An 18,063-nucleotide genomic window follows, 5' to 3' on the forward strand; every position below is an offset into this window, starting at 1 on the left:
CCGCCCCCTGACGCGAAGTCCCGTGGCGCCCACCGCCACGGGACTTCGCTCGTTCGCGTCCGTCAAGCGCGGCACCGGGCTCCGCTAGATGAGTCATTCCGAAGTGATCAGTGGTCGTAGGCGATCAGGGACCGTGTGATTGGCTGTCCGGTCTTGTGGTTGTGCCAGATTGCTGCGGCCAGCGCGAGGACGCGTTGGGCGACGCGGACGGCGACGCCCTCAAAGGTCCGGCCGCCGTGTTGTTCCAGGTCGAGCTGGCCTTTGAGGGTGTCGTTCACCGACTCGATCAGTTGCCGCACCGATTTCAGCAGTGACTCGCCCTTGCGGCGCTTCTCCCGCTTGAACGAGGGCCGCAGCAGCTCTGCCCCGCGCATGGCCAGATCGGTCTCGAATTCCTTGGAGGCGAAGCCCTTGTCCGTGATCACCAGCAGGCCGGGGCGGTCGGTGACTGTGTCCAACTCACGATCCAACATCGCCGTCAGCACCTCGCGCTCGTCCAGCTTCGGGTTCGCAAGGGACCACAAGATCGGCATACCGGTCGGGGTGCACACCAGGTATAGCCGCAGGCCCCAGAAGAATCGGGAATGGCTGGCGCAGTACCCGTATCCGGCCCAGCCTGCCAGGTCCGACCGCTTCACCGTGAGGCGTGACCGGCCGCACTCGACCGGGGTGGAGTCGATGATCCAGTGGTTGTCGAACCAGAAGTCGGTGTCCGTCGCAAGGAGCCGTACAGCCCGCTTGACCAGCGGCAGCGCAGCCCGCAGCCGCTCGTTCCAGCCCGGCTGCCTCGGCACGAAGGGGAACATCTCGCCGAGGCGGGAGCCGACGAACCGCAGCCACCTGGACTCCGAGGTGAAGCCCAGCATCGCCTGGGCGACGGCGAGGCAGACGAGCTCGGAATCGGTCAGCCGGGGAGGGCGTCCCAGCCACCGGGTGTCCGTGATCTCGTCGTCGATCTTCACATACAGTGCGGTGAGCAGGGCGTCCAGGTCATTCGTCACAGAACGATCTTGGCCGCCCTGTCTGTCTCTCCGGCCGCCGGCAGGGGGCCGCCCGATTGCCCGGCTTCACGCTTGAGCAGGCCGACAAGCTTCGGGAGACCGGACGCCACCGCCATGGCCGCCCGTGCCGGACCTCCCGGTCCGCGCTGTGGCCAAGAGCGCCCAGGGCAGCGCGAAGATCTCAGATCTTCCGCCGTCTGCTGCCCGCCGTTGTCGAAGGCTGCGACAACCTGGCCGTCTGCGCGTCCCGGTCCCGGCCCGATATTGCCCGAACCCCGTGCCGTGTTCATGCCATCGATGTCATAATCGGACGTTGTGTGGACAACGCTTGCGCCGCTCATCGGCGTCCTGCTCGGCGGGCTCATGTCGATGCTGGCCCAGCGCTCGGCAGGACGCGCCTTGGAACGCGGCGAGGCGCGCCGCAGTGTTCGTGAACTTGCCGAGGCGCGCCGCAACGAGCGTCTCACTCACCTCATCGAATTTCTGTCTGCGGTGCAGGAAGCAGAACGAGTCGCGGTGGATCGGCATCACCACAACCTGGCTGACGAGCAGTGGCAGGCCCGGGCAAGGCAGGTCCTTGACAGGGTGTGGGTGACGCAGAAGACGATCCACGTGCTGTGCACGTCCGAGGTCAGCGAAGCGGCACGCAGCCTCGCGTGGGCAGTACAGGAGGTGATCAGGAAGGGCCCCGAAGACCCGGGAGAGCCACAGGACGAGAAAGTCTGGGCGCACATTCGTCCGAGCCGACAGGCATTCCTTGATCTCGTGCGCGACCAGCTGAGTTGAAACCCCGGGGAGGGATTCGGCAGCTGCCGTGAGCGGCCCGGGACAAGCAGCACCAGCTCCGGCCTCCATTGTGCGGCGAGCGTCATCTACTTCGCCGGCTTCTCGAGGGACGCAAAGCCCGCCTTGGCGCAGGCAGCATGCATGTCCACGGGCCAGCAGCACGCCATCGAATGGCCCCTTGGCCCATCGGCAAGCTGAGCACGATCACTTCGGAATGACTCGTCTAGCGTGGGAGCGGACGATCGACGGGAGGCGCTGAATGAAGTCCGGAGTGCGCAAGTGGCAGGCGGTACGGGAGTTCGCCCTCGGCCTTCCGGAGGCCTTCGAGGACCATCCGTGGGGCCCCGAGGACTGTGTGGTCAAGGTGAACAAGAAGATCTTCGTCTTCCTCGGCAACACCGACGGCCCGGGGCAGCCCGGGCTGTCGGTCAAGCTCAAGGACGAGGCGCTGCACGGACACGCGATGACGGCGCCGGGGGCGGAGCCCACCGGGTACGGTCTGGGCCGGTCCGGCTGGGTTTCCGTGCCGCTGGCGGAGAAGGGGGCGCCCTCCGTGCAGGTGCTCTGCGAGTGGGTGGAGGAGAGCTACCGGACGGTGGCCCTCAAGCGGCACGTGAAGGAGCTGGACGCGCGAATCGGGGCGGAGGGCTGAGCGATCGGTCCCGTGCTCGGGGCCGCGGGTGCGCCGGATGGCTTGACATCACATGATCCCGCGAACACCTTTTCTGACTCAGCATCAGACATGTTGGAGTCACCCTCTCCTCCCCCACACCGCTGGAGCCTGCCCATGTCCGCAAGCGCTTCACGCACGTCCCCCGCCCCCCTCCCGTCCAGACGCGCCGTCCTCGCCGGTACGGGGGCCGGGGTGCTCGCCGCCACCGTGCTGCCGTCCGGCGCGGCGCGGGCCGACGGCGTCCAGGCCGGGGCGCAGTTCGGCGAGTACGACGTGGTGGTGGTCGGTTCCGGGGCAGCCGGGATGACGGCCGCGCTCACCGCCGCGAAGCGCGGGCTGAGCGTGCTGGTGGTCGAGAAGGCCCCGACCTTCGGCGGTTCGGCCGCCCGCTCCGGAGCCGGTATCTGGCTGCCGAACAATGCGGTGATCCTGGCCGCGGGGGTGCCGGACACCCCGCAGAAGGCGGCGGCGTACCTCGCGGCCGTCGTGGGGCCCGAGGTGCCGGCCGACCGCCAGGCCGCCTTCCTCGCCCACGGACCCCGCATGCTGGACTTCGTGATGGCCAACAGCCCGCTGAGGTTCCGCTTCATGGAGGGGTACAGCGACTACTACCCGAACCTGCCCGGCGGGCTGGCGAACGGCCGGTCGATCGAGCCGGACCAGATCGACGGGAACGTCCTCGGAGGGGAACTGGCCCGCCTGAACCCGGCGTACATGCCGGTGCCGGCCGGAATGGTGGTCTTCAGCCAGGATTACAAGTGGCTGAACCTCGCGGCGGTGAGCGCCAGGGGCCTGGCCGTGTCCACCGAGTGCCTGGCGCGCGGTACGAAGGCCGCGCTGCGCGGTGAGAAGCCGCTGACGATGGGCCAGGCCCTGGCGGCCGGACTGCGGGCGGGACTCCAGCGGGCCGGGGTGCCGCTCTGGCTGAACAGCCCCTTGGTGGATCTGGTCCAGGAGGGCGGCGCCGTCACCGGGGTGGTGGTCGACAAGGAGGGTGTGCGGGGTGTCGTACGGGCCCGCAAGGGGGTGGTCGTCGGCTCGGGCGGCTTCGAGCACAACGCGGCGATGCGGGCCCAGTACCAGCAGCAGCCGATCGGCACGCAGTGGTCGGTTGGCGCGAAGGAGAACACGGGCGACGGCATCCTGGCGGGCCGGCGGGCCGGGGCTTCGCTGGCCCTCATGGAAGACGCCTGGTGGGGTCCGTCGATCCCGCTGCCCGGGGAGCCGTACTTCTGTCTGGCCGAACGGACCCTGCCGGGCGGGCTGATCGTGAATGCGAACGGCACGCGGTTCGTCAACGAGGCGGCGCCGTACAGCGACGTGGTGCACGTGATGTACGAGAAGGACCGGGGCGCGGTCGGCTCGCACATTCCGGCGTGGCTGATCGTGGATCAGAACTACCGCAACAAGTACCTGTTCAAGGACATCCTGCCGACGCTGCCCTTCCCGGACTCGTGGTACCAGGCGGGCGCGGCGAAGAAGGCGTGGACGTGGGACGCGCTGGCGGGCCAGATCGGCGTACCGGCGGGTGCGCTGCGGGCGACGCTGGGCAGGTTCAACGCGCAGGCGTGGAGCGGCACCGATTCCGACTTCCACCGGGGCGACACCGCGTACGACCACTACTACACGGACCCGAACGTGCTGCCGAACTCGTGCCTGGCGCCGGTCTGGGTGCCGCCGTTCTACGCGTTCAAGATCGTGCCGGGGGATCTCGGTACGAAGGGCGGCATCGTCACGGACGCGCGGGCCCGGGCGCTTCGGGCGGACGGGTCGGTGATCCGCGGCCTGTACGCGGCGGGCAACGCCAGCGCCGCGGTGATGGGCCACAGCTACGCGGGGGCCGGGTCGACGATCGGCCCCGCGATGACGTTCGGCTACGTGGCGGCCAACGACATCGCGGACGCGTGACGTGACGGGCTCGGGGCCGGGCAGCGCTCGGCCCGGGGCCCGGCCTGGGGGGCGGAGGGGGCCGGTCGGCCTTGGCCGAGGGCGTCAGCCCTGCTGGAAGAGCTCGGCGGGGAGCGGCTTCAGGAGGGCGTAGAGGTCATCGGTGATCGGGCGGTCCCAGCTGGCGATGGTGACCAGCACGTTGTCGCTGCGGTCGAACTGCACGCAGGAGATGCGGGACTCCGACAGCTTGATCTTCCGGACGATGAGGAGGTTGTCGCCCTGCATGACGGGGCAGTCCTCGACGCCCGTGACCTCGACGTCCTCGTCGTTCTCCAGCGCGTCGAGGAGCTGGGCCACCTCGAAGGGGACCTGGTCGTCGGTGAGGTCCCGGGCCGGGGATCCCTCGGGGAGGTTTCCGATGATCATCGCGGGGCCGCGTCCGCCGAACAGGTCGTAGCGGAGGAAGACCCCCTGGCAGCTGCCGTCGGGCGCGGGCAGCAGCCCGGCCCCGAGATTGCCCGGCCAGTCCCCCGGGTCCATGGCCAGGACATCGAAGTCCGGGCCGGCGGGTGTGGCGGCGCGGTGGCGGCGGAGGAAGGACATGCGGCCATGGTACGTGGCCGCGCGGGTTTTCCGGCCCGGGGGTCCGCATCCGGGGGCCTGCCGGGCCGGGCCGGGACGCCCGGGTCGTCATACCGGTGGGACCAGGGTGAACCAGTACGTGAGCAGGCCGGCGTCGCCTTCGACGCGCAGGGCCGCGGGCGGAACGCGGCCCCGGAGGAGCAGGGCGAGGTCGCAGGCCGTGCCCGCGGCCTCGACGTCCGCCGGTGCGGTGAGACCGGGCACCGTGCGGGCATCGTCACCCGAGAAGAGGACCGTCCAGCATTGCGGACCGTCGGTACGCCGGAAGCGGTACGTCTCCCCCGCGCCCGGCGGTGCCTGCCGCCGGCCGCGGCACCGGAGCCATCACCTCGATCGTGTGGGTCACGGCGTCCGCGGCGACGTCCGGGGCGAGGGGGCCGGGGGTTCCGGTCGCGGATTCGGCGTCCCACCGGTGGACGGCCGGCTCGATGAGCTGCATCCGCAGCCGGAAACCCGAGGTCTGCTCGGTCGACCGGGTCCATACGGGGGTGTCCGGCCCCAGCTCGCGCAGGAGCTCCGCCGGCTCCCGCGCGCATTGGGCGAACCAGTGGGTCAGCGCGTCCGGGTCGTCGGGGATCCCGGGGGGTGTGAGTCCGGCGGGGTCCGGCGGGGTCGTCAGCCGTTCGGAGCAGGGGGACTCTGTCGATGTGATCCATGGGGTGCGTCCTGGCCGCCGGGCGGGGGCTGCGATCACGTTGAGCTACGGGCGAACGCCTCCAGTGCGGCGCGCAGCCCGGACCGGTCGGTGCCGAGTTTGCGGCAGGCGGCCGACAGCGCCCAGTCCGGGGACGCCGGCCCGGGGTCCTTCTCGGACCGCACGGCCAGGTCGGCGGCCCGGATCTCCTCCTCGGTGACCCAGTCCGCTCGGGGCGGCGCGGCGGGCAGGGTGCCGCCCATGCCCGTGAGGATCTCGGTCGCCTCCTCCACCAGCCGGTCGGCACCGCACTCCCGGGCCGTGACCACGGCCGCCGTCAGCAGGTCCGGGTCGCGCAGCCCGAAGCCCAGGGCGGCCAGGGCGCGGGCGAGTTCATAGCCGGCGGGTGACGCCGAAAGCAGGGTGACCGCCTCTCGGAGGAGTTCGGTGCGGTCCTGTGGCGCGGCGACCTCCGCCGCCACCCTCAGGGCCTGGCCGATGGCGGAGGAGGCACCGAAGGCCCTGGCCCGTCGGACGGCGTCGGCCGCGAGGGCGCGGGCCCGCTGCGGATCGTCCGCGGCGACGGCCCGCGCGAGGTGCAGCTGCCACGGGCACCAGGCCGGGTTCTGGATCCCGCGCGGCGTCAGCCGCCCGTCCACCGACTCCAGTTCGACGACGGCCGCGCGCATCTCGCCACGGGCGAGCAGCAGTTCGGCGTAGACGGTCTGCGAGTCGGGGAAGACCACGGCGGCCGGGAAGGGGGCGCCGAACTCGTGCTCCTGTGCGAGCTCCCAGGCCTCGTCGACGCGGCCCCGGGCGAGCAGGGTCGTGAGGAGGATCGCTATGGCGTACCAGTGCACGGGGGTGCGCCGGCCCACGCGTTCGGCGAGGCGCAGTCCGGAGCGGGCGAGTTCCTCGGCCTCCACGAGTCGGCCGCGCCGGTAGCGGATGTAGGCGCGCAGGCTGTACGCGAAGGACAGGTGCGCACCGCGCCAGCCCTGGCGCTCGAACTCGGCGGTGCCCGCCTCGAACAGCTCCTCCGCCCGGCCGGGGCGGTCGGCGTACATGTGGACCATGGCGGCGAGCACCGGGGCCTCGAAGCCGCGGTCCTCGTGGGCCCAGCTGAAGGGGCGCTCCAGGACCCGGCCGGCGTGGTGCAGCACCACGTCCACCGGTTCGCCCCGCAGGCAGGCGTCCCAGGCGCGCAGTGCGATCACGTACCGCTCGGTGAGGTCGCGGCCCGTGAGGCGGTCGGCGAGCCGGGCGAGGCGCCGGGAGCGGGCCGGGGAGTCGGTCTCCGCGGCGTTGAAGGCGTCCCACATGAACTGCTCGGACTGCAGCCGCAGGCGGGCGCGTACGTCCGGGGTCCGGGCGATCTCGCGGGCGAGCGATTCGGAGGCCTCGGCGAGGCGGTCGCTGTGCGCGAGGACCTGGGCGAGCCGGATGACGATGCCCTGGCGCAGGGCCGGGTCGTCGATGGGCTCGGCGAGGGCCGCCCGCAGGTGGTTGACGGTGTTGGCGGGCTCGGTCAGCAGTGAGGCGCAGCCCAGTTCGTACAGTACGGCGGCTCGTTCGTCGAAGTCGGGCGGCTCGCGCAGGGCGCGGGCGAGCTGGCGGCGGGCGGCGTCGGGGGCTCCGGCGCGGAGGTTCTCCCCGGCGGCCTCGCGCAGGGTGCGCACCACCCAGGGGTCGTTCTCGGGGTGGGTCTCCAGCAGGTGGCGGGCGGCGGCGGAGGAGCCGAGGCCCGCGTCGACGACGGCCGCCGCGGCCTTCCCGTGCAGGGCGACGCGCAGTGCGTCGGGGATGGCACGGTAGATGGCGGTGGCGATGAGGGGGTGGACGAACTCCAGCCCGGTCTCGGGTTCGTGGTCGGACGGGGACCCGGCGGCGGACAGGATGCGGGCGTCGCGCAGGCGTGCGGTGGCGCCCGCGGCCTCCTCGGTGCCGAGGGCGGCGACCCGGGCGGCGATGTCCTGCGGGATGGCGGTGCCGAGGACGGCGCAGGCCCAGGCGAAGCGGACGGTGGAGGGGCCGAGGCGTTCGAGTCGGGCGACGAGGCCGCTGCCGCGCTGGGCGGCGGCGAGGTCGGCCAGCTGCGGGGCGTTCTCCTCGACGGGCCGCAGTCCCCTGCCGCGGACCTTGGCGGTGAGCTCGACGGCTTCGAAGGGGTTGCCGGTGGTGACGGCCCAGGCTTCCTTGCAGAACGCGTCGTCGGCGTGGTCGCCGAGGGCCTCGCGGACCAGGGCGGCGACGGCGGCCGGGGTGAGCGGGGCGAGCGGCAGCGGGGCCTGTCCCGCCCGGCCGGGCAGCGTACGGAAGGCGTCGGCGTGCGCGGGCAGTTCGTCGGGCCGGTAGGCGACGACGAGGAGCAGCGGGAGGTGTTCGGCGCGCGGGGCGAAGGCGGCGAGCCAGCTCAGGGACTCGGGGTCGGCCCAGTGCGCGTCGTCGAGGACGAGGGTGACGGGGGCGCGTTTGACGACGAGGTGGGTGAGGACCCAGTCGAGGCCGTCTCGCAGGCCCTGGGGGTCGGGCGGGGCGCCCTGTTCGGGGGCGCAGAGTCCGAGGGCGGGGCCGACGATGGAGTACCAGCTCCCGAGGGCGGCGCGCAGTTCCTGCTCGGAGGTGCCGGCCAGCTGGGGCTGGATGAGCTGGCGGGCGACGTGGAAGGGCTGGCTCTGCTCCTGTTCGCCGCCGCGTGCGGCGAGGACGGTGCAGGAGCGGGCGTGGGCGCGTCGGCGCAGTTCGGCGAGCACGGTGGTCTTGCCGAGGCCGGCGGGACCGGAGAAGGCCAGCAGCGTGCCGCCGGCCTCCGGCCCGGGACCGGTGAGCTGGTCCAGGGCCTCGTCGACGATCGCGAGTTCGGCATCGCGTTCGACCATGGTGCGCCGCATGCGCGTCCTGTGGTCCGTCATGGCTGGTACCCCCCAGGCGTTCTGGGAGATCAGCGTACGCCCGCGCACATCGCGGGGTGGGTCACTGTCGGAAAGAATCCGATCTTCTTTTCCGACGGGGTTCCGGGAAGGGGCCGAGGGCGATCAGTCCTGCCCGGAACGTGTCGCGAGGCCTTCGAGGACGGCCACGGCCTCGGCGGCCCGGTCGGCCGCCACGAAGAGGTGGTCGTGGTGGTATCCGGCGATGACGTTGCAGCTCAGGCCGTGGGAGCCGAGTTCGGCGGCGAAGGCCGCGGTGATGCCGACGGCGTCGAGCGCGGAGTGGATCCGCAAGGTGATCCACCCGGCGGTGCAGTCGTGGGCGAGACCGGCGGCGCCGGCGTCCTCCTGGCGCAGGACGAGGGTGAGGCCCTCGGGTTCCGGGACGGTGGCGACGGGGGCGGTCCCGGCGGGAACGGCGGCCCCGGGGACGGTGCAGAACACGTACACGCCGTCGTTCAGCTCGGGTCGCATCCCGCTCAGCGGTTTCCGCAGCTCGCTCGCTCCACTCGTGCGGCAACCCCACCGATCACACATCGGCTCCCCCGCCGGGCAGCCGGCCCCGCCCTCCCCGGCGGGGCGGGCGGGGCGGTGGCGGGCGGTCAGGTGAGGTCGAACTCCCCGCCCCGGGCGTTCAGCACGAACTTGTGCCATTCGTCCGGTGAGAAGATCAGGGAGGGGCTTTCGGGGCGCTCGCTGTTGCGCATCGCGATGAAGCCCTCGACGAAGGCGATCTGGACGTCGCCCGCTCCCCGGCTGCTCGACCGCCAATCCGCCTCGGTGAGATCGAGGTCCGGCTTCCCCCAGCCAGCGAGGGGCTGTGAAGTCATGCTCTCGGCCACGTGCGTGCTCCTCCCGGTACGTCGTCCGGGGGCCAGGTTAACCATCGCGGCGGGTGCCGCACAGGCCACGGTGAGTCACTCGTGACCGGTCCGGCACCCGGCGGGGGCGACGGCCGCGTTCAGGTGGCGGGCTCCTGCGCCCCCACCAGCCACATGGCGAAGAACTGCGCGCCGCCGCCGTAGGCGTGCCCCAGTGCCCGGCGGGCTCCCGGAACCTGGTGTTCCCCGGCCTGGCCGCGGACTTGGAGGGCCGCCTCGGCGAAGCGGATCATTCCGGACGCGCCGATCGGGTTGGTGGACAGCACGCCGCCCGACGGGTTGACCGGAAGGTCCCCGTCGATCTCGGTGACTCCGGCCTCGGTGAGCTTCCAGCCCTCGCCCTCCTCGGCGAAGCCCAGGTTCTCCAGCCACATCGGCTCGTACCAGGAGAACGGCACGTACATCTCGACGGCGTCGATCTCCCGGCGCGGGTCGGTGATCCCGGCCTGCCGGTAGACGTCGGCGGCGCAATCCTTGCCGGCCTGCGGGGAGACGAAGTCCTTGCCGGCGAAGAGGGTGGGTTCGCTGCGCATCGCCCCGCCGTGCACCCAGGCGGGCGGCTTCGGCGAACGGGCCCCGCCCGCCCGGTCGGTGAGGACCATCGCGCACGCGCCGTCGGAGGACGGGCAGGTCTCGGAGTAGCGGATCGGGTCCCACAGCATCGGCGAGGCCTGGACCTTCTCCAGCGTGATGTCGTGCTCGTGCAGGTGCGCGTAGGGATTCTTCAGCGCGTTGCGCCGGTCCTTGTACGCCACCAGCGAGCCGACCCCGTCCGGCGCGCCGGTGCGCCGCATGTACGCGCGCACGTGCGGGGCGAAGAAGCCGCCGGCGCCGGCGAGCAGCGGCTGCTGGAAGGGGACGGGAAGGGAGAGCCCCCACATGGCGTTCGATTCGGACTGCTTCTCGAAGGCGAGGGTGAGGACGGTGCGGTGGACGCGGGCCGAGACGAGGTTGGCGGCGACGAGCGCGGTGGATCCGCCGACCGAGCCGGCCGTGTGCACGCGCAGCATCGGCTTGCCGACGGCGCCGAGCGCGTCCGCCAGGTACAGCTCCGGCATCATCACCCCCTCGAAGAAGTCGGGGGCCTTGCCGATGACGACCGCGTCGACGTCGGCCCAGGTCAGTTCGGCGTCGGCGAGGGCGCGCGTGGCGGCCTCGCGTACGAGTCCGGCGATGGACACGTCGTGGCGGGCGGCCACGTGCTTGGTCTGGCCGATACCGACGACGGCCACGGGCTCTTTACTCACCTTGCGTCCCCTTCCAGGACGGCGACCAGGTTCTGCTGGAGGCAGGGGCCGGAGGTGGCGTGGGCGACGGCCCGGTCGGATGCGCCGCGGTGGATGCGTGCGGCCGCCTCGCCGATGCGGATGAGGCCGGCGGCCATCATCGGGTTGGCGGCGAGTGCCCCGCCGGAGGGGTTGACGGCGACGGTGTCTCCGAGCCCGAGGGCCTTGCGGAGCACCACCTCCTGGGAGGAGAACGGCGCGTGCAGTTCCGCCGTGTCCACGGGGGCGTCGAAGAGTCCGGCGTGCTGCGCCGCGATCCGGGTGGACGGGGAGTCGGTGAGGTCGCGCAGGCCCAGGCCGTGGGCTTCGATGCGGTGGTCGATGCCGGTGATCCAGGCAGGGCGTTCGCACAGCTGCCGCGCGAGGTCTCCGGCGGCCAGGACCACCGCGGCCACGCCGTCGCCGACGGGCGGGCAGTCGCCGGTACGCAGCGGCCGGACCTGGTAGTCGCCCTGTGGGACGGCGCCGCGCAGCTGGGCGTGCGGGTTGGCCCCGGCGTCGGTCCGGCTGCGCGCCGCGATGGCTGCCAGGGCGGGCTCGTCGGTCTCGCCCGCGTCGACGAGCGCCTGGGCCTGGAGGGCGGCGAGGGCCACCGAGTCGGGCCAGAGCGGGGCGAGGTAGTACGGGTCGAGCTGGCGGGTGAGGACGTCGCGTACGGATCCGGGCGAGGACTTCCCGTACGAGTAGACCAGGGCGGTGTCGGCCTCGCCGGTCTGGATCTTGACCCAGGCCTCGTAGAGGGCCCACGCGCCGTCCATCTCGACGTGGGACTCGGATATCGGCGGCCAGGCGCCGACCCCGTCGAGGGTCATGGTGAAGGAGAAGGCGCGGCCCGCCAGGTAGTCGCTGGAGCCGGAGCAGGTGAAGCCGATCTCGCCGGCCTTCAGTCCGGTGGCGGCCAGCACCTGGTGGAGGACCGGCATGACCATCTCGACTTCGCTGAGCTCGTCGGTGCGGCGCAGGTGGTCGCTCTGCGCGAAGGCGACGACGGCCACGTCGCGTGCGTACCTGCTCGTCCGGGGCTCGGCCATCAGATGAGCTCCTTGTACGCGTCGTAGTCCGCGTCCGGCTCGCCGGTGGGGCGGTAGTGGTCGGGGTGGCGGCCGCCTTCGGTCCAGACGGGCTCGACGCGCAGGCCCATGCGGACCTGGTCGTACGGGATGCCGCCGATCCGGCCGTGGAGGGCGAGGCCGGCGCCGTCGAGGGCGATGTGGGCGTAGACGTAGGGGACTTCGATGTCAAGGTTCTTGGCTTTGATGTTGACGATGCAGAAGGTGGTGACGGTGCCGGCCGGGCCGACCTCGACGTGGTCGGTGGTGGCGACCCCGCAGGTGGGGCAGGCGCCGCGGGGCGGGACGTACACCTTGTGGCAGGAGGGGCAGCGCTCGCCGACGGTCCGCTGTTCGGAGAGGGCGTTGATGTAGGCGGTCTGGGCGCGGCCGGGGCTGTAGACGTAGTCCAGGCGGGCCTCGGCGACGATGCCGGTGACGGGGTTCTCGAAGACGCCGCCGTGCGGGGCGGGCCCGGCTTCGGGGGAGGGCCCGTCGTACGGCTCGAAGCAGGCGATGTCGGTGATGGCGCCGGTACGTTCGGCGGCCCAGCGGACACGGACGCGCATACCGGTGCGCACCGCTTCGGGGCCGGGGGCGTCGAGGGCGTGCAGGAGGGCGGTGTCGGCGCCGTCGAGCTTGACCAGGACCCAGGCGAAGGGCGTGTCCAGGGGCTGGTGGGGGCGCGGCCGGTCGTTCCAGGCCCAGGTGGTGACCGTGCCGGTGGCGGCGACCTCGACGAGCTCGCGGATCTCCTCGGAGGTGACGGGGTCGTACTCGACGGGCGGGACCACCACCCTGCCGTCCGCGGTTTTCACGCCGAGGACGACGCTGTCGCGCAGACCGCTGAAGAAGGCGCTCTGGACGGGCCCGAGGGACCGGGTGAAGGGGAACTCGACGACGAGAGGCGCGCGGAGCACCTCCGGCGGGGAGGCAGCTGTCATGGTGGCTCTCCGATGCGGTTGGTTCCGGTGATGTCAGCCCGGGCGGCGCTGAAGCGTGCTCTTCCAGCTCCGCGGGCGTTTGAGGCGCGGGGGTCCGGGGCGGCGCCCCCGGCAGCGGCGCCGCACCCGGGCACGGGCGAGGCGCGGCCACGGGTTCGGGCCCGGCCCGGCCGGACTACTCGCGCCGGTACACCGCGGGCCGCTTCTCCGCGAAGGCCCGCGCCCCCTCCTTCGCATCGGCCGTGTCGAAGACCGGCCACCCGCGCAGGAGTTCCGACGCCAACCCCTCCCGTTCCGTCAGCCCCGCGGTCTCATAGACCGACGCCTTGACCGCCTCCACCGCGAGCGGCCCGCACGCGTTGACCTGCTCGGCGATCTCCAGTGCGGCGTCGAGCGCCGTCCCGTCCGGGACGACCCGCCCGACGAGCCCGATCCGCGCGGCCTCCTCGGCGGAGTACGGGCGTCCGGTCAGCAGCATCTCCAGGGCGTGCGTGCGCGGGATCTGCCGGGGCAGCCGCACCGTGGAGCCGCCGATCGGGAAGAGACCGCGCTTGACCTCGAAGAGCCCGAAGGTGGCGCCCTGGGCCGCCACCCGGATGTCGGTGCCCTGGAGGATCTCGGTGCCGCCGGCCACGCAGTAGCCCTCCACCGCCGCGATCACCGGCTTGCGCGGCCGGTGGTGGCGGAGCATCGCCTTCCAGTGCAGGTCGGGGTCGGCCTTGAGGCGGTCCCGGTACCGGTCCCCCGCCATGCCCTTGCCAGCCAGGGCCTTGAGGTCCATGCCGGCGCAGAAGTCGCCGCCCGCGCCGGTCAGGACCACGGAGCGGATCCCGTGGTCGGCGTCCGCCTCCAGCCAGCCGTCGTACAGTCCCACCAGCAGCGGCAGCGAGAGCGCGTTCTTCGCCTCGGGCCTGTTCATGGTGAGCACCAGCGTGGCGCCGCGGCGTTCCACGGTCAGGTGTTCCGTCCCACCCATTGCCGTCCTCCCGTCTCAAGACCTAGAACAGGTTGCAGTAGGGGAGGGTGCAGTTCAATAGTTTTCTGACACCCAGTCAGATTTCTTGGGCGGCGCCCCTTCCCAGTTGCCGGCCTCGGCGCTCTAATAACCGCCGAGCAGCGGGCCACGGGGCCAGTCATCGGGAACAACGGGGTCAGGAGGAACGGTGGAGTACAACCTTGCCGACCTGTTCGAGTCGGTCGTGGACGTGGTCCCGGACCGTGAGGCCCTCGTGTACGTGGACCACCCCGGTACGGGCGCCGAGCGCCGCCTCACGTACGCGGAGCTGGACACGGCGGCGAACCGGATCGCACACCACCTGCTGGACAGCGGCCTGGCGGCCGGTGAGCACCTGGGCCTGCACCTCTACAACGGGATCGAGTACCTCCAGACCGTCCTGGCCTGCCTGAAGGCCCGGCTGGTCCCGGTGAACGTCAATTACCGGTACGTCGAGGAGGAGTTGGTCTACCTCTACAACGACGCCGATCTCGCCGCGCTCGTCTTCGAGGGCGAGTTCACCGGGCGGGTGGCGGCCGCGCTGCCCAAGACCCCGAAGCTGCGCCACCTCATCCGGGTCGGCGAGGTGCCCGAGGGGGCCCCGGAGCCGTCGATCACACCGGTCGCCTACGCGGACGCGGAGGCGGCGGGGTCGCCCGGGCGCGGGTTCCCGGCGCGCAGCGCCGACGACCTGTTCATCATCTACACCGGCGGCACCACGGGCTTGCCCAAGGGCGTCATGTGGCGGGCCGAGGACCTCTTCTTCGCGGGCCTCTTCGGCGGCGAGCCCTCGGGCGAGCCGGTGAAGCGGCCGGAGGAGCTGGCGGAACGGGTGGCGGCGCGCGGCGCCGGGCTCACCTTCTTCCCGGCTCCCCCCCTGATGCACGGGACGTCGACGCTGACCTCGTTCATCGCCTTCAACTACGGCCAGCGGGTGGTCATCCACCGCAAGTACGCTCCCGAGGAGGTGCTGCGCACGATCGAGAAGGAGAAGGTGTCGAGCGTGTCGCTGGTCGGCGACGCGATGCTGCGGCCGCTCATCGACGCCCTGAACGGTCCGCTGCGGGGGACCGACCTGTCGTCGCTCTTCAGCGTCTCCTCGTCCGGGGCGATCATGTCCGAGACGGTGCGCGCCGAATTCCAGAGGCTGGTGCCGAACGTCCTGCTCCTGAACAACTTCGGTTCCTCGGAATCCGGGTCCAACGGCCGGGCCACGGACGACTCCGGCCCGGAGAAGGGCTTCCGACTGGAGGTCAACGACCGTACGCAGGTGGTGGACCCGGTGACGCACGAGCCGGTGGCGGTCGGCGAGCCGGGGCGCCTCGCACAGCGCGGCCACGTGCCGCTCGGCTACTACAACGACCCGGAGAAGACCGCCGACACCTTCTTCCGGAAGGGCGGGGAGCGCTGGGTGCTCCTCGGTGACATGGCGACGGTCGACGAGCAGGGCATCGTCACCGTGCTCGGCCGCGGCTCGCAGTGCATCAACACGGGCGGCGAGAAGGTCTATCCGGAAGAGGTCGAGCAGGCGCTGAAGTCGCATCCCGACGTGTACGACGCCCTGGTGGCCGGGGTCCCGGACCCGACCTGGGGCAGCCACGTGGCGGCGGTGGTGCAGGTGAGGCCGGGAGCCGAGGCGCCGACGCTGGACGCGATCCAGAGCCACTGCCGCACCCGGCTGGCGGGTTACAAGATCCCGCGGCAGCTGGTCATCACCCCTGCCGTACAGCGTTCCCCGAGCGGCAAAGCGGACTACCGGTGGGCGAAGGCGGTGGCGACGGAGGCGGACACCGGCACGGGAACGGCGCGCTGAGACCGCGGGCGGGTCCGGATCGGCGCCGCGCACGGCGCGGCCTCGATCCGGGCCCGCCCGCTGCCTCTGCCCGCCCGCCGTTCAGGTTCCGGCCGCCAGGAAGCGCTCGACGCGCGCCGTGAAGCGGGCGGGGTCGTCCAGCCACGGGAAGTGCGCGGCGGCGGGCTGGACGTCGAGGAGCCCGGCGGGCAACGTCTGCGCGATCCGCTCCGCGAGCCCGGGGGGCGGGTTGCCGTCGAGTTCGCCCGCCAGCACCAGCGTCTCCCCCGCGAACCGGCGCAGGGCCGCGCGGGTGGCGGGCGGGTCGCAGGCGCCGGGGCCGGCGAAGGCCGCGGCCGCCTTCTCGTTCTGCTCGTGCTCACCCGCGGCGTAGTGGGCCCGGGCGGTCCCGTCCCAGCGGCCGTAGAAGAGGGGCGCCGCACGGTCCCAGTTCTCGTCCGTGTCGGCGCCGCCGAGGATGCGCCCGTAGGCCTCGAGGGCCGTGTCGTACGGCTCGGTCCCCGCCCTGAGGCGGGCCGCCGCCAGCCGGTCCTCCGCGGTGCTCGCGAGGTCCAGTACCCAGGCGGTGGGGGTGACGAGGACCGTCCGGCCCAGCCGCTGCGGGTGCGCGGCCGCGTACAGCAGGGCCAGGTTGCCGGCGGCGGAGTGGGCCAGGAGGTCCATGCGCTCGAGGTACAGGTGGGCGCGGAGCGCCTCCACGTCGGCGACCTGGTGGTCCACGCGGTACGTCGACTCGTCGGCCGGCACCGCGGAGTCGCCGGTGCCGCGCAGGTCGAGGAGGATCAGAGTGCGGCCGGCGGCCAGTCCCCCGAGGTCCCCCAGGTAGCGCGAGGCGCGCATGGCCCCGCCGGGGAGGCAGACCAGCGGCGGCCCTTCCCCCAGGGTTCGGTAGGCGAGTTCGGTCCCGTCGTAGGCGGAGAAGATCGGCATGGAGGCCATGAGATCAGACGATCACTCGTTCGAGTCATTGATTTAACCTGCGGAGTCCTGGCAATCTACCGAATGATCGGTCGGGACCTTGGCCTACTCACGATGGGGTGACGGCATGGCGGCGCAGGCGGGATTCCGCGACGAAGGCGAGCGGCTGAGCCGCGACGAGCTGGCAGCCCTGCAGCTCATCCGGCTGCGGGCGGCCCTTCACCGTGCGTACGAGCGGGTGCCGTTCTACCGGCAGGCCTTCGACAAGGCGGGTGTGCATCCGGACGACTGCCGCTCCCTGGCCGACCTCTCGCTGTTCCCCCTCACGACCAAGGCCGATCTGCGCGACCAGTACCCCTTCGGCATGTTCGCGGTGCCGCGTTCCGAGGTGCGCCGCATCCACGCCTCCAGTGGCACCACCGGCCGTCCGACCGTCGTCGGTTACACCGACGGGGACCTCTCCACCTGGTCCGACGTCATGGCCCGTTCGATACGCGCGGCCGGAGGCAGACCCGGCCAGATCGTCCACATCGCCTACGGCTACGGCCTGTTCACGGGCGGCCTCGGCGCGCACTACGGCGCCGAGCGCCTCGGCTGCACGGTCGTGCCCGCCTCGGGCGGGATGACGGACCGCCAGGTCCGGCTCATCGAGGACTTCCGGCCGGAGGTCATCATGGTGACGCCCTCCTACATGCTGACCCTGCTGGACGAGATGGAGCGCCAGGGCATCGACCCGCGCACCACCTCGCTGCGGACGGGGATCTTCGGTGCGGAGCCGTGGACCGAGGAGATGCGCCGGGAGATCGAGGAGCGCCTCGACATGGACGCGGTGGACATCTACGGCCTGTCCGAGGTCATCGGGCCCGGCGTGGCGCAGGAATGCGTCGAGACCAAGGACGGCCTGCACATCTGGGAGGACCACTTCTATCCCGAGGTGGTCGATCCACTGACGGGCGCGGTGCTGCCGGAGGGCGAGCTGGGGGAGCTGGTGTTCACCTCCCTCACCAAGGAGGCCATGCCGGTCGTCCGCTACCGCACCCGGGACCTGACGCGGCTGCTCCCCGGCACGGCCCGGCCGGCCTTCCGGCGGATGGAGAAGATCACGGGCCGCAGTGACGACATGATCATCCTGCGCGGGGTGAACCTTTACCCGACCCAGATCGAGGAGATCCTGCTGCGGACACCGGGGCTGGCACCGCACTTCCAGCTGAGGCTGGCCCGGGAGGGCCGGATGGACACCCTCACGGTCCGGGTGGAGGCCCGCCGGGATTCGGACGCCGCCCTGCGGGAGGCGGCGGCGGCCGATGTGGTCCAGGCGGTCAAGGCGGGCGTCGGCGTTTCCGTCCGGGTCGAGGTGGTCGACCCGGAGACCCTGGAGCGCTCGGTTGGCAAGATCAAAAGACTGGTCGACCTGCGAAGGTGACCACCCCGAACCGCCACGTCGACCACGAACTCATCGAGGCGGCGGCCGACGTCGCCCGCACCCGCTGCCGGGGCGGCAACCACACCATGGCGGCCGCCGCCCGCGCGCAGGACGGCGGGACGCGGCGCCCGCGAGCCGGGTGTGACGCCGGAACCGGAGCGGAGGGACGAAACCACCCCTTCGGGCCCAATTCGGTCCG

17 protein-coding genes and 1 pseudogene are annotated in these 18,063 nt (G+C 72.1%); 6 read left to right on the plus strand and 12 right to left on the minus strand.

Annotation, left to right across the window (positions count from 1 at the left end):
- Positions 1–107 precede the first annotated feature (107 nt).
- The gene (locus tag AB0F82_RS04690; protein ID WP_362624013.1) at positions 108–1,001 is read right to left on the minus strand and encodes an IS982 family transposase; all 894 of its coding nucleotides are present in this window, start codon (positions 999–1,001) and stop codon (positions 108–110) included.
- 315 nt (positions 1,002–1,316) lie between these two features.
- Between AB0F82_RS04690 and AB0F82_RS04695 the strand changes: the two genes are divergently transcribed.
- The 3 genes from AB0F82_RS04695 (at position 1,317) to kstD (ending at position 4,368) form a co-directional block, all read left to right on the plus strand.
- Positions 1,317–1,787 (plus strand): hypothetical protein, encoded by a 471-nt coding sequence (locus AB0F82_RS04695; RefSeq protein ID WP_362624016.1) that lies wholly within the window; start codon positions 1,317–1,319, stop codon positions 1,785–1,787.
- A gap of 259 nt (positions 1,788–2,046) precedes the next feature.
- Positions 2,047–2,439 (plus strand): MmcQ/YjbR family DNA-binding protein, encoded by a 393-nt coding sequence (locus AB0F82_RS04700; RefSeq protein ID WP_362624019.1) that lies wholly within the window; start codon positions 2,047–2,049, stop codon positions 2,437–2,439.
- 135 nt (positions 2,440–2,574) lie between these two features.
- On the plus strand, positions 2,575–4,368 hold the full coding sequence (gene kstD / locus AB0F82_RS04705; protein ID WP_362624021.1) for a 3-oxosteroid 1-dehydrogenase: 1,794 nt from the start codon (positions 2,575–2,577) through the stop codon (positions 4,366–4,368).
- An 84-nt stretch (positions 4,369–4,452) separates the two neighbouring features.
- Here the strand turns inward: kstD and AB0F82_RS04710 are convergent, their stop codons facing one another.
- The 10 genes from AB0F82_RS04710 to AB0F82_RS04755 form a co-directional block, all read right to left on the minus strand.
- Entirely contained in the window at positions 4,453–4,953 is a 501-nt protein-coding gene (locus AB0F82_RS04710; protein ID WP_362624024.1) for a hypothetical protein, read from the minus strand.
- A gap of 87 nt (positions 4,954–5,040) precedes the next feature.
- Positions 5,041–5,196 carry a hypothetical protein gene (locus AB0F82_RS04715; protein WP_362624027.1) on the minus strand — a complete coding sequence of 52 codons (156 nt, stop codon included), beginning with the start codon at positions 5,194–5,196 and terminating at the stop codon, positions 5,041–5,043.
- Between the two features lie 13 nt (positions 5,197–5,209).
- Entirely contained in the window at positions 5,210–5,686 is a 477-nt protein-coding gene (locus AB0F82_RS04720; protein ID WP_362624030.1) for a maleylpyruvate isomerase N-terminal domain-containing protein, read from the minus strand.
- Positions 5,683–8,538, minus strand: coding sequence for an ATP-binding protein (locus AB0F82_RS04725; protein WP_362624033.1), 2,856 nt, complete (start codon positions 8,536–8,538; stop codon positions 5,683–5,685). Before AB0F82_RS04725 ends, AB0F82_RS04720 begins: the two co-directional genes overlap by 4 nt.
- Positions 8,539–8,661: 123 nt before the next feature.
- On the minus strand, positions 8,662–9,093 hold the full coding sequence (locus AB0F82_RS04730; RefSeq protein ID WP_362624036.1) for an ACT domain-containing protein: 432 nt from the start codon (positions 9,091–9,093) through the stop codon (positions 8,662–8,664).
- Positions 9,094–9,158: 65 nt separating this feature from the next.
- The gene (locus AB0F82_RS04735) at positions 9,159–9,386 is read right to left on the minus strand and encodes a DUF397 domain-containing protein (RefSeq protein WP_390079354.1); all 228 of its coding nucleotides are present in this window, start codon (positions 9,384–9,386) and stop codon (positions 9,159–9,161) included.
- A gap of 131 nt (positions 9,387–9,517) precedes the next feature.
- On the minus strand, positions 9,518–10,684 hold the full coding sequence (locus tag AB0F82_RS04740; protein WP_362624040.1) for a thiolase domain-containing protein: 1,167 nt from the start codon (positions 10,682–10,684) through the stop codon (positions 9,518–9,520).
- Complete coding sequence (locus tag AB0F82_RS04745) at positions 10,681–11,754, minus strand: thiolase domain-containing protein (protein WP_356812811.1); 1,074 nt, start codon at positions 11,752–11,754, stop codon at positions 10,681–10,683. The genes AB0F82_RS04740 and AB0F82_RS04745 overlap by 4 nt, the downstream gene beginning before the upstream one ends.
- Entirely contained in the window at positions 11,754–12,716 is a 963-nt protein-coding gene (locus AB0F82_RS04750; protein WP_362624044.1) for a Zn-ribbon domain-containing OB-fold protein, read from the minus strand. The genes AB0F82_RS04745 and AB0F82_RS04750 overlap by 1 nt, the downstream gene beginning before the upstream one ends.
- 175 nt (positions 12,717–12,891) lie before the next feature.
- The gene (locus tag AB0F82_RS04755) at positions 12,892–13,692 is read right to left on the minus strand and encodes a crotonase/enoyl-CoA hydratase family protein (protein ID WP_362624047.1); all 801 of its coding nucleotides are present in this window, start codon (positions 13,690–13,692) and stop codon (positions 12,892–12,894) included.
- A 187-nt stretch (positions 13,693–13,879) separates the two neighbouring features.
- Here AB0F82_RS04755 and AB0F82_RS04760 point away from each other — a divergent pair, with 187 nt between their 5' ends.
- Positions 13,880–15,523 (plus strand): acyl-CoA synthetase, encoded by a 1,644-nt coding sequence (locus AB0F82_RS04760; protein WP_362624050.1) that lies wholly within the window; start codon positions 13,880–13,882, stop codon positions 15,521–15,523.
- Between the two features lie 81 nt (positions 15,524–15,604).
- On the opposite strand, the gene AB0F82_RS04765 is transcribed toward AB0F82_RS04760, so the two are convergent.
- A complete protein-coding gene (locus AB0F82_RS04765) occupies positions 15,605–16,453 on the minus strand; it encodes an alpha/beta fold hydrolase (protein WP_362624053.1) in 849 nt (282 codons plus the stop codon).
- 115 nt (positions 16,454–16,568) lie between these two features.
- On the opposite strand from AB0F82_RS04765, the gene paaK reads away from it, so the two are divergent.
- Positions 16,569–17,864, plus strand: a complete 1,296-nt coding sequence (gene paaK / locus AB0F82_RS04770; protein WP_362624403.1) for a phenylacetate--CoA ligase PaaK — start codon at positions 16,569–16,571, stop codon at positions 17,862–17,864.
- A pseudogene (locus AB0F82_RS04775) lies at positions 17,861–17,980 on the plus strand (cytidine deaminase); the annotation flags it as partial. The gene paaK and the pseudogene AB0F82_RS04775, both read left to right, overlap by 4 nt.
- Positions 17,981–18,063: the final 83 nt, after the last annotated feature.

Source organism: Streptomyces virginiae, from assembly GCF_040638905.1.
Classification (GTDB): Bacteria; Actinomycetota; Actinomycetes; order Streptomycetales; family Streptomycetaceae; genus Streptomyces; species Streptomyces virginiae_B.

Excerpts from the sequence above, each read along its gene's own strand:
- AB0F82_RS04700 (WP_362624019.1), top strand. The coding sequence starts at position 2,047 with ATGAAGTCCGGAGTGCGCAAGTGGCAGGCGGTACGGGAGTTCGCCCTC.
- kstD (WP_362624021.1), top strand. The coding sequence starts at position 2,575 with ATGTCCGCAAGCGCTTCACGCACGTCCCCCGCCCCCCTCCCGTCCAGA.
- AB0F82_RS04710 (WP_362624024.1), bottom strand. The coding sequence starts at position 4,953 with ATGTCCTTCCTCCGCCGCCACCGCGCCGCCACACCCGCCGGCCCGGAC.
- AB0F82_RS04725 (WP_362624033.1), bottom strand. The coding sequence starts at position 8,538 with ATGACGGACCACAGGACGCGCATGCGGCGCACCATGGTCGAACGCGAT.
- AB0F82_RS04730 (WP_362624036.1), bottom strand. The coding sequence starts at position 9,093 with ATGTGTGATCGGTGGGGTTGCCGCACGAGTGGAGCGAGCGAGCTGCGG.
- AB0F82_RS04735 (WP_390079354.1), bottom strand. The coding sequence starts at position 9,386 with ATGACTTCACAGCCCCTCGCTGGCTGGGGGAAGCCGGACCTCGATCTC.
- AB0F82_RS04745 (WP_356812811.1), bottom strand. The coding sequence starts at position 11,754 with ATGGCCGAGCCCCGGACGAGCAGGTACGCACGCGACGTGGCCGTCGTC.
- AB0F82_RS04750 (WP_362624044.1), bottom strand. The coding sequence starts at position 12,716 with ATGACAGCTGCCTCCCCGCCGGAGGTGCTCCGCGCGCCTCTCGTCGTC.
- AB0F82_RS04755 (WP_362624047.1), bottom strand. The coding sequence starts at position 13,692 with ATGGGTGGGACGGAACACCTGACCGTGGAACGCCGCGGCGCCACGCTG.
- AB0F82_RS04765 (WP_362624053.1), bottom strand. The coding sequence starts at position 16,453 with ATGCCGATCTTCTCCGCCTACGACGGGACCGAACTCGCCTACCGAACC.
- paaK (WP_362624403.1), top strand. The coding sequence starts at position 16,569 with ATGGCGGCGCAGGCGGGATTCCGCGACGAAGGCGAGCGGCTGAGCCGC.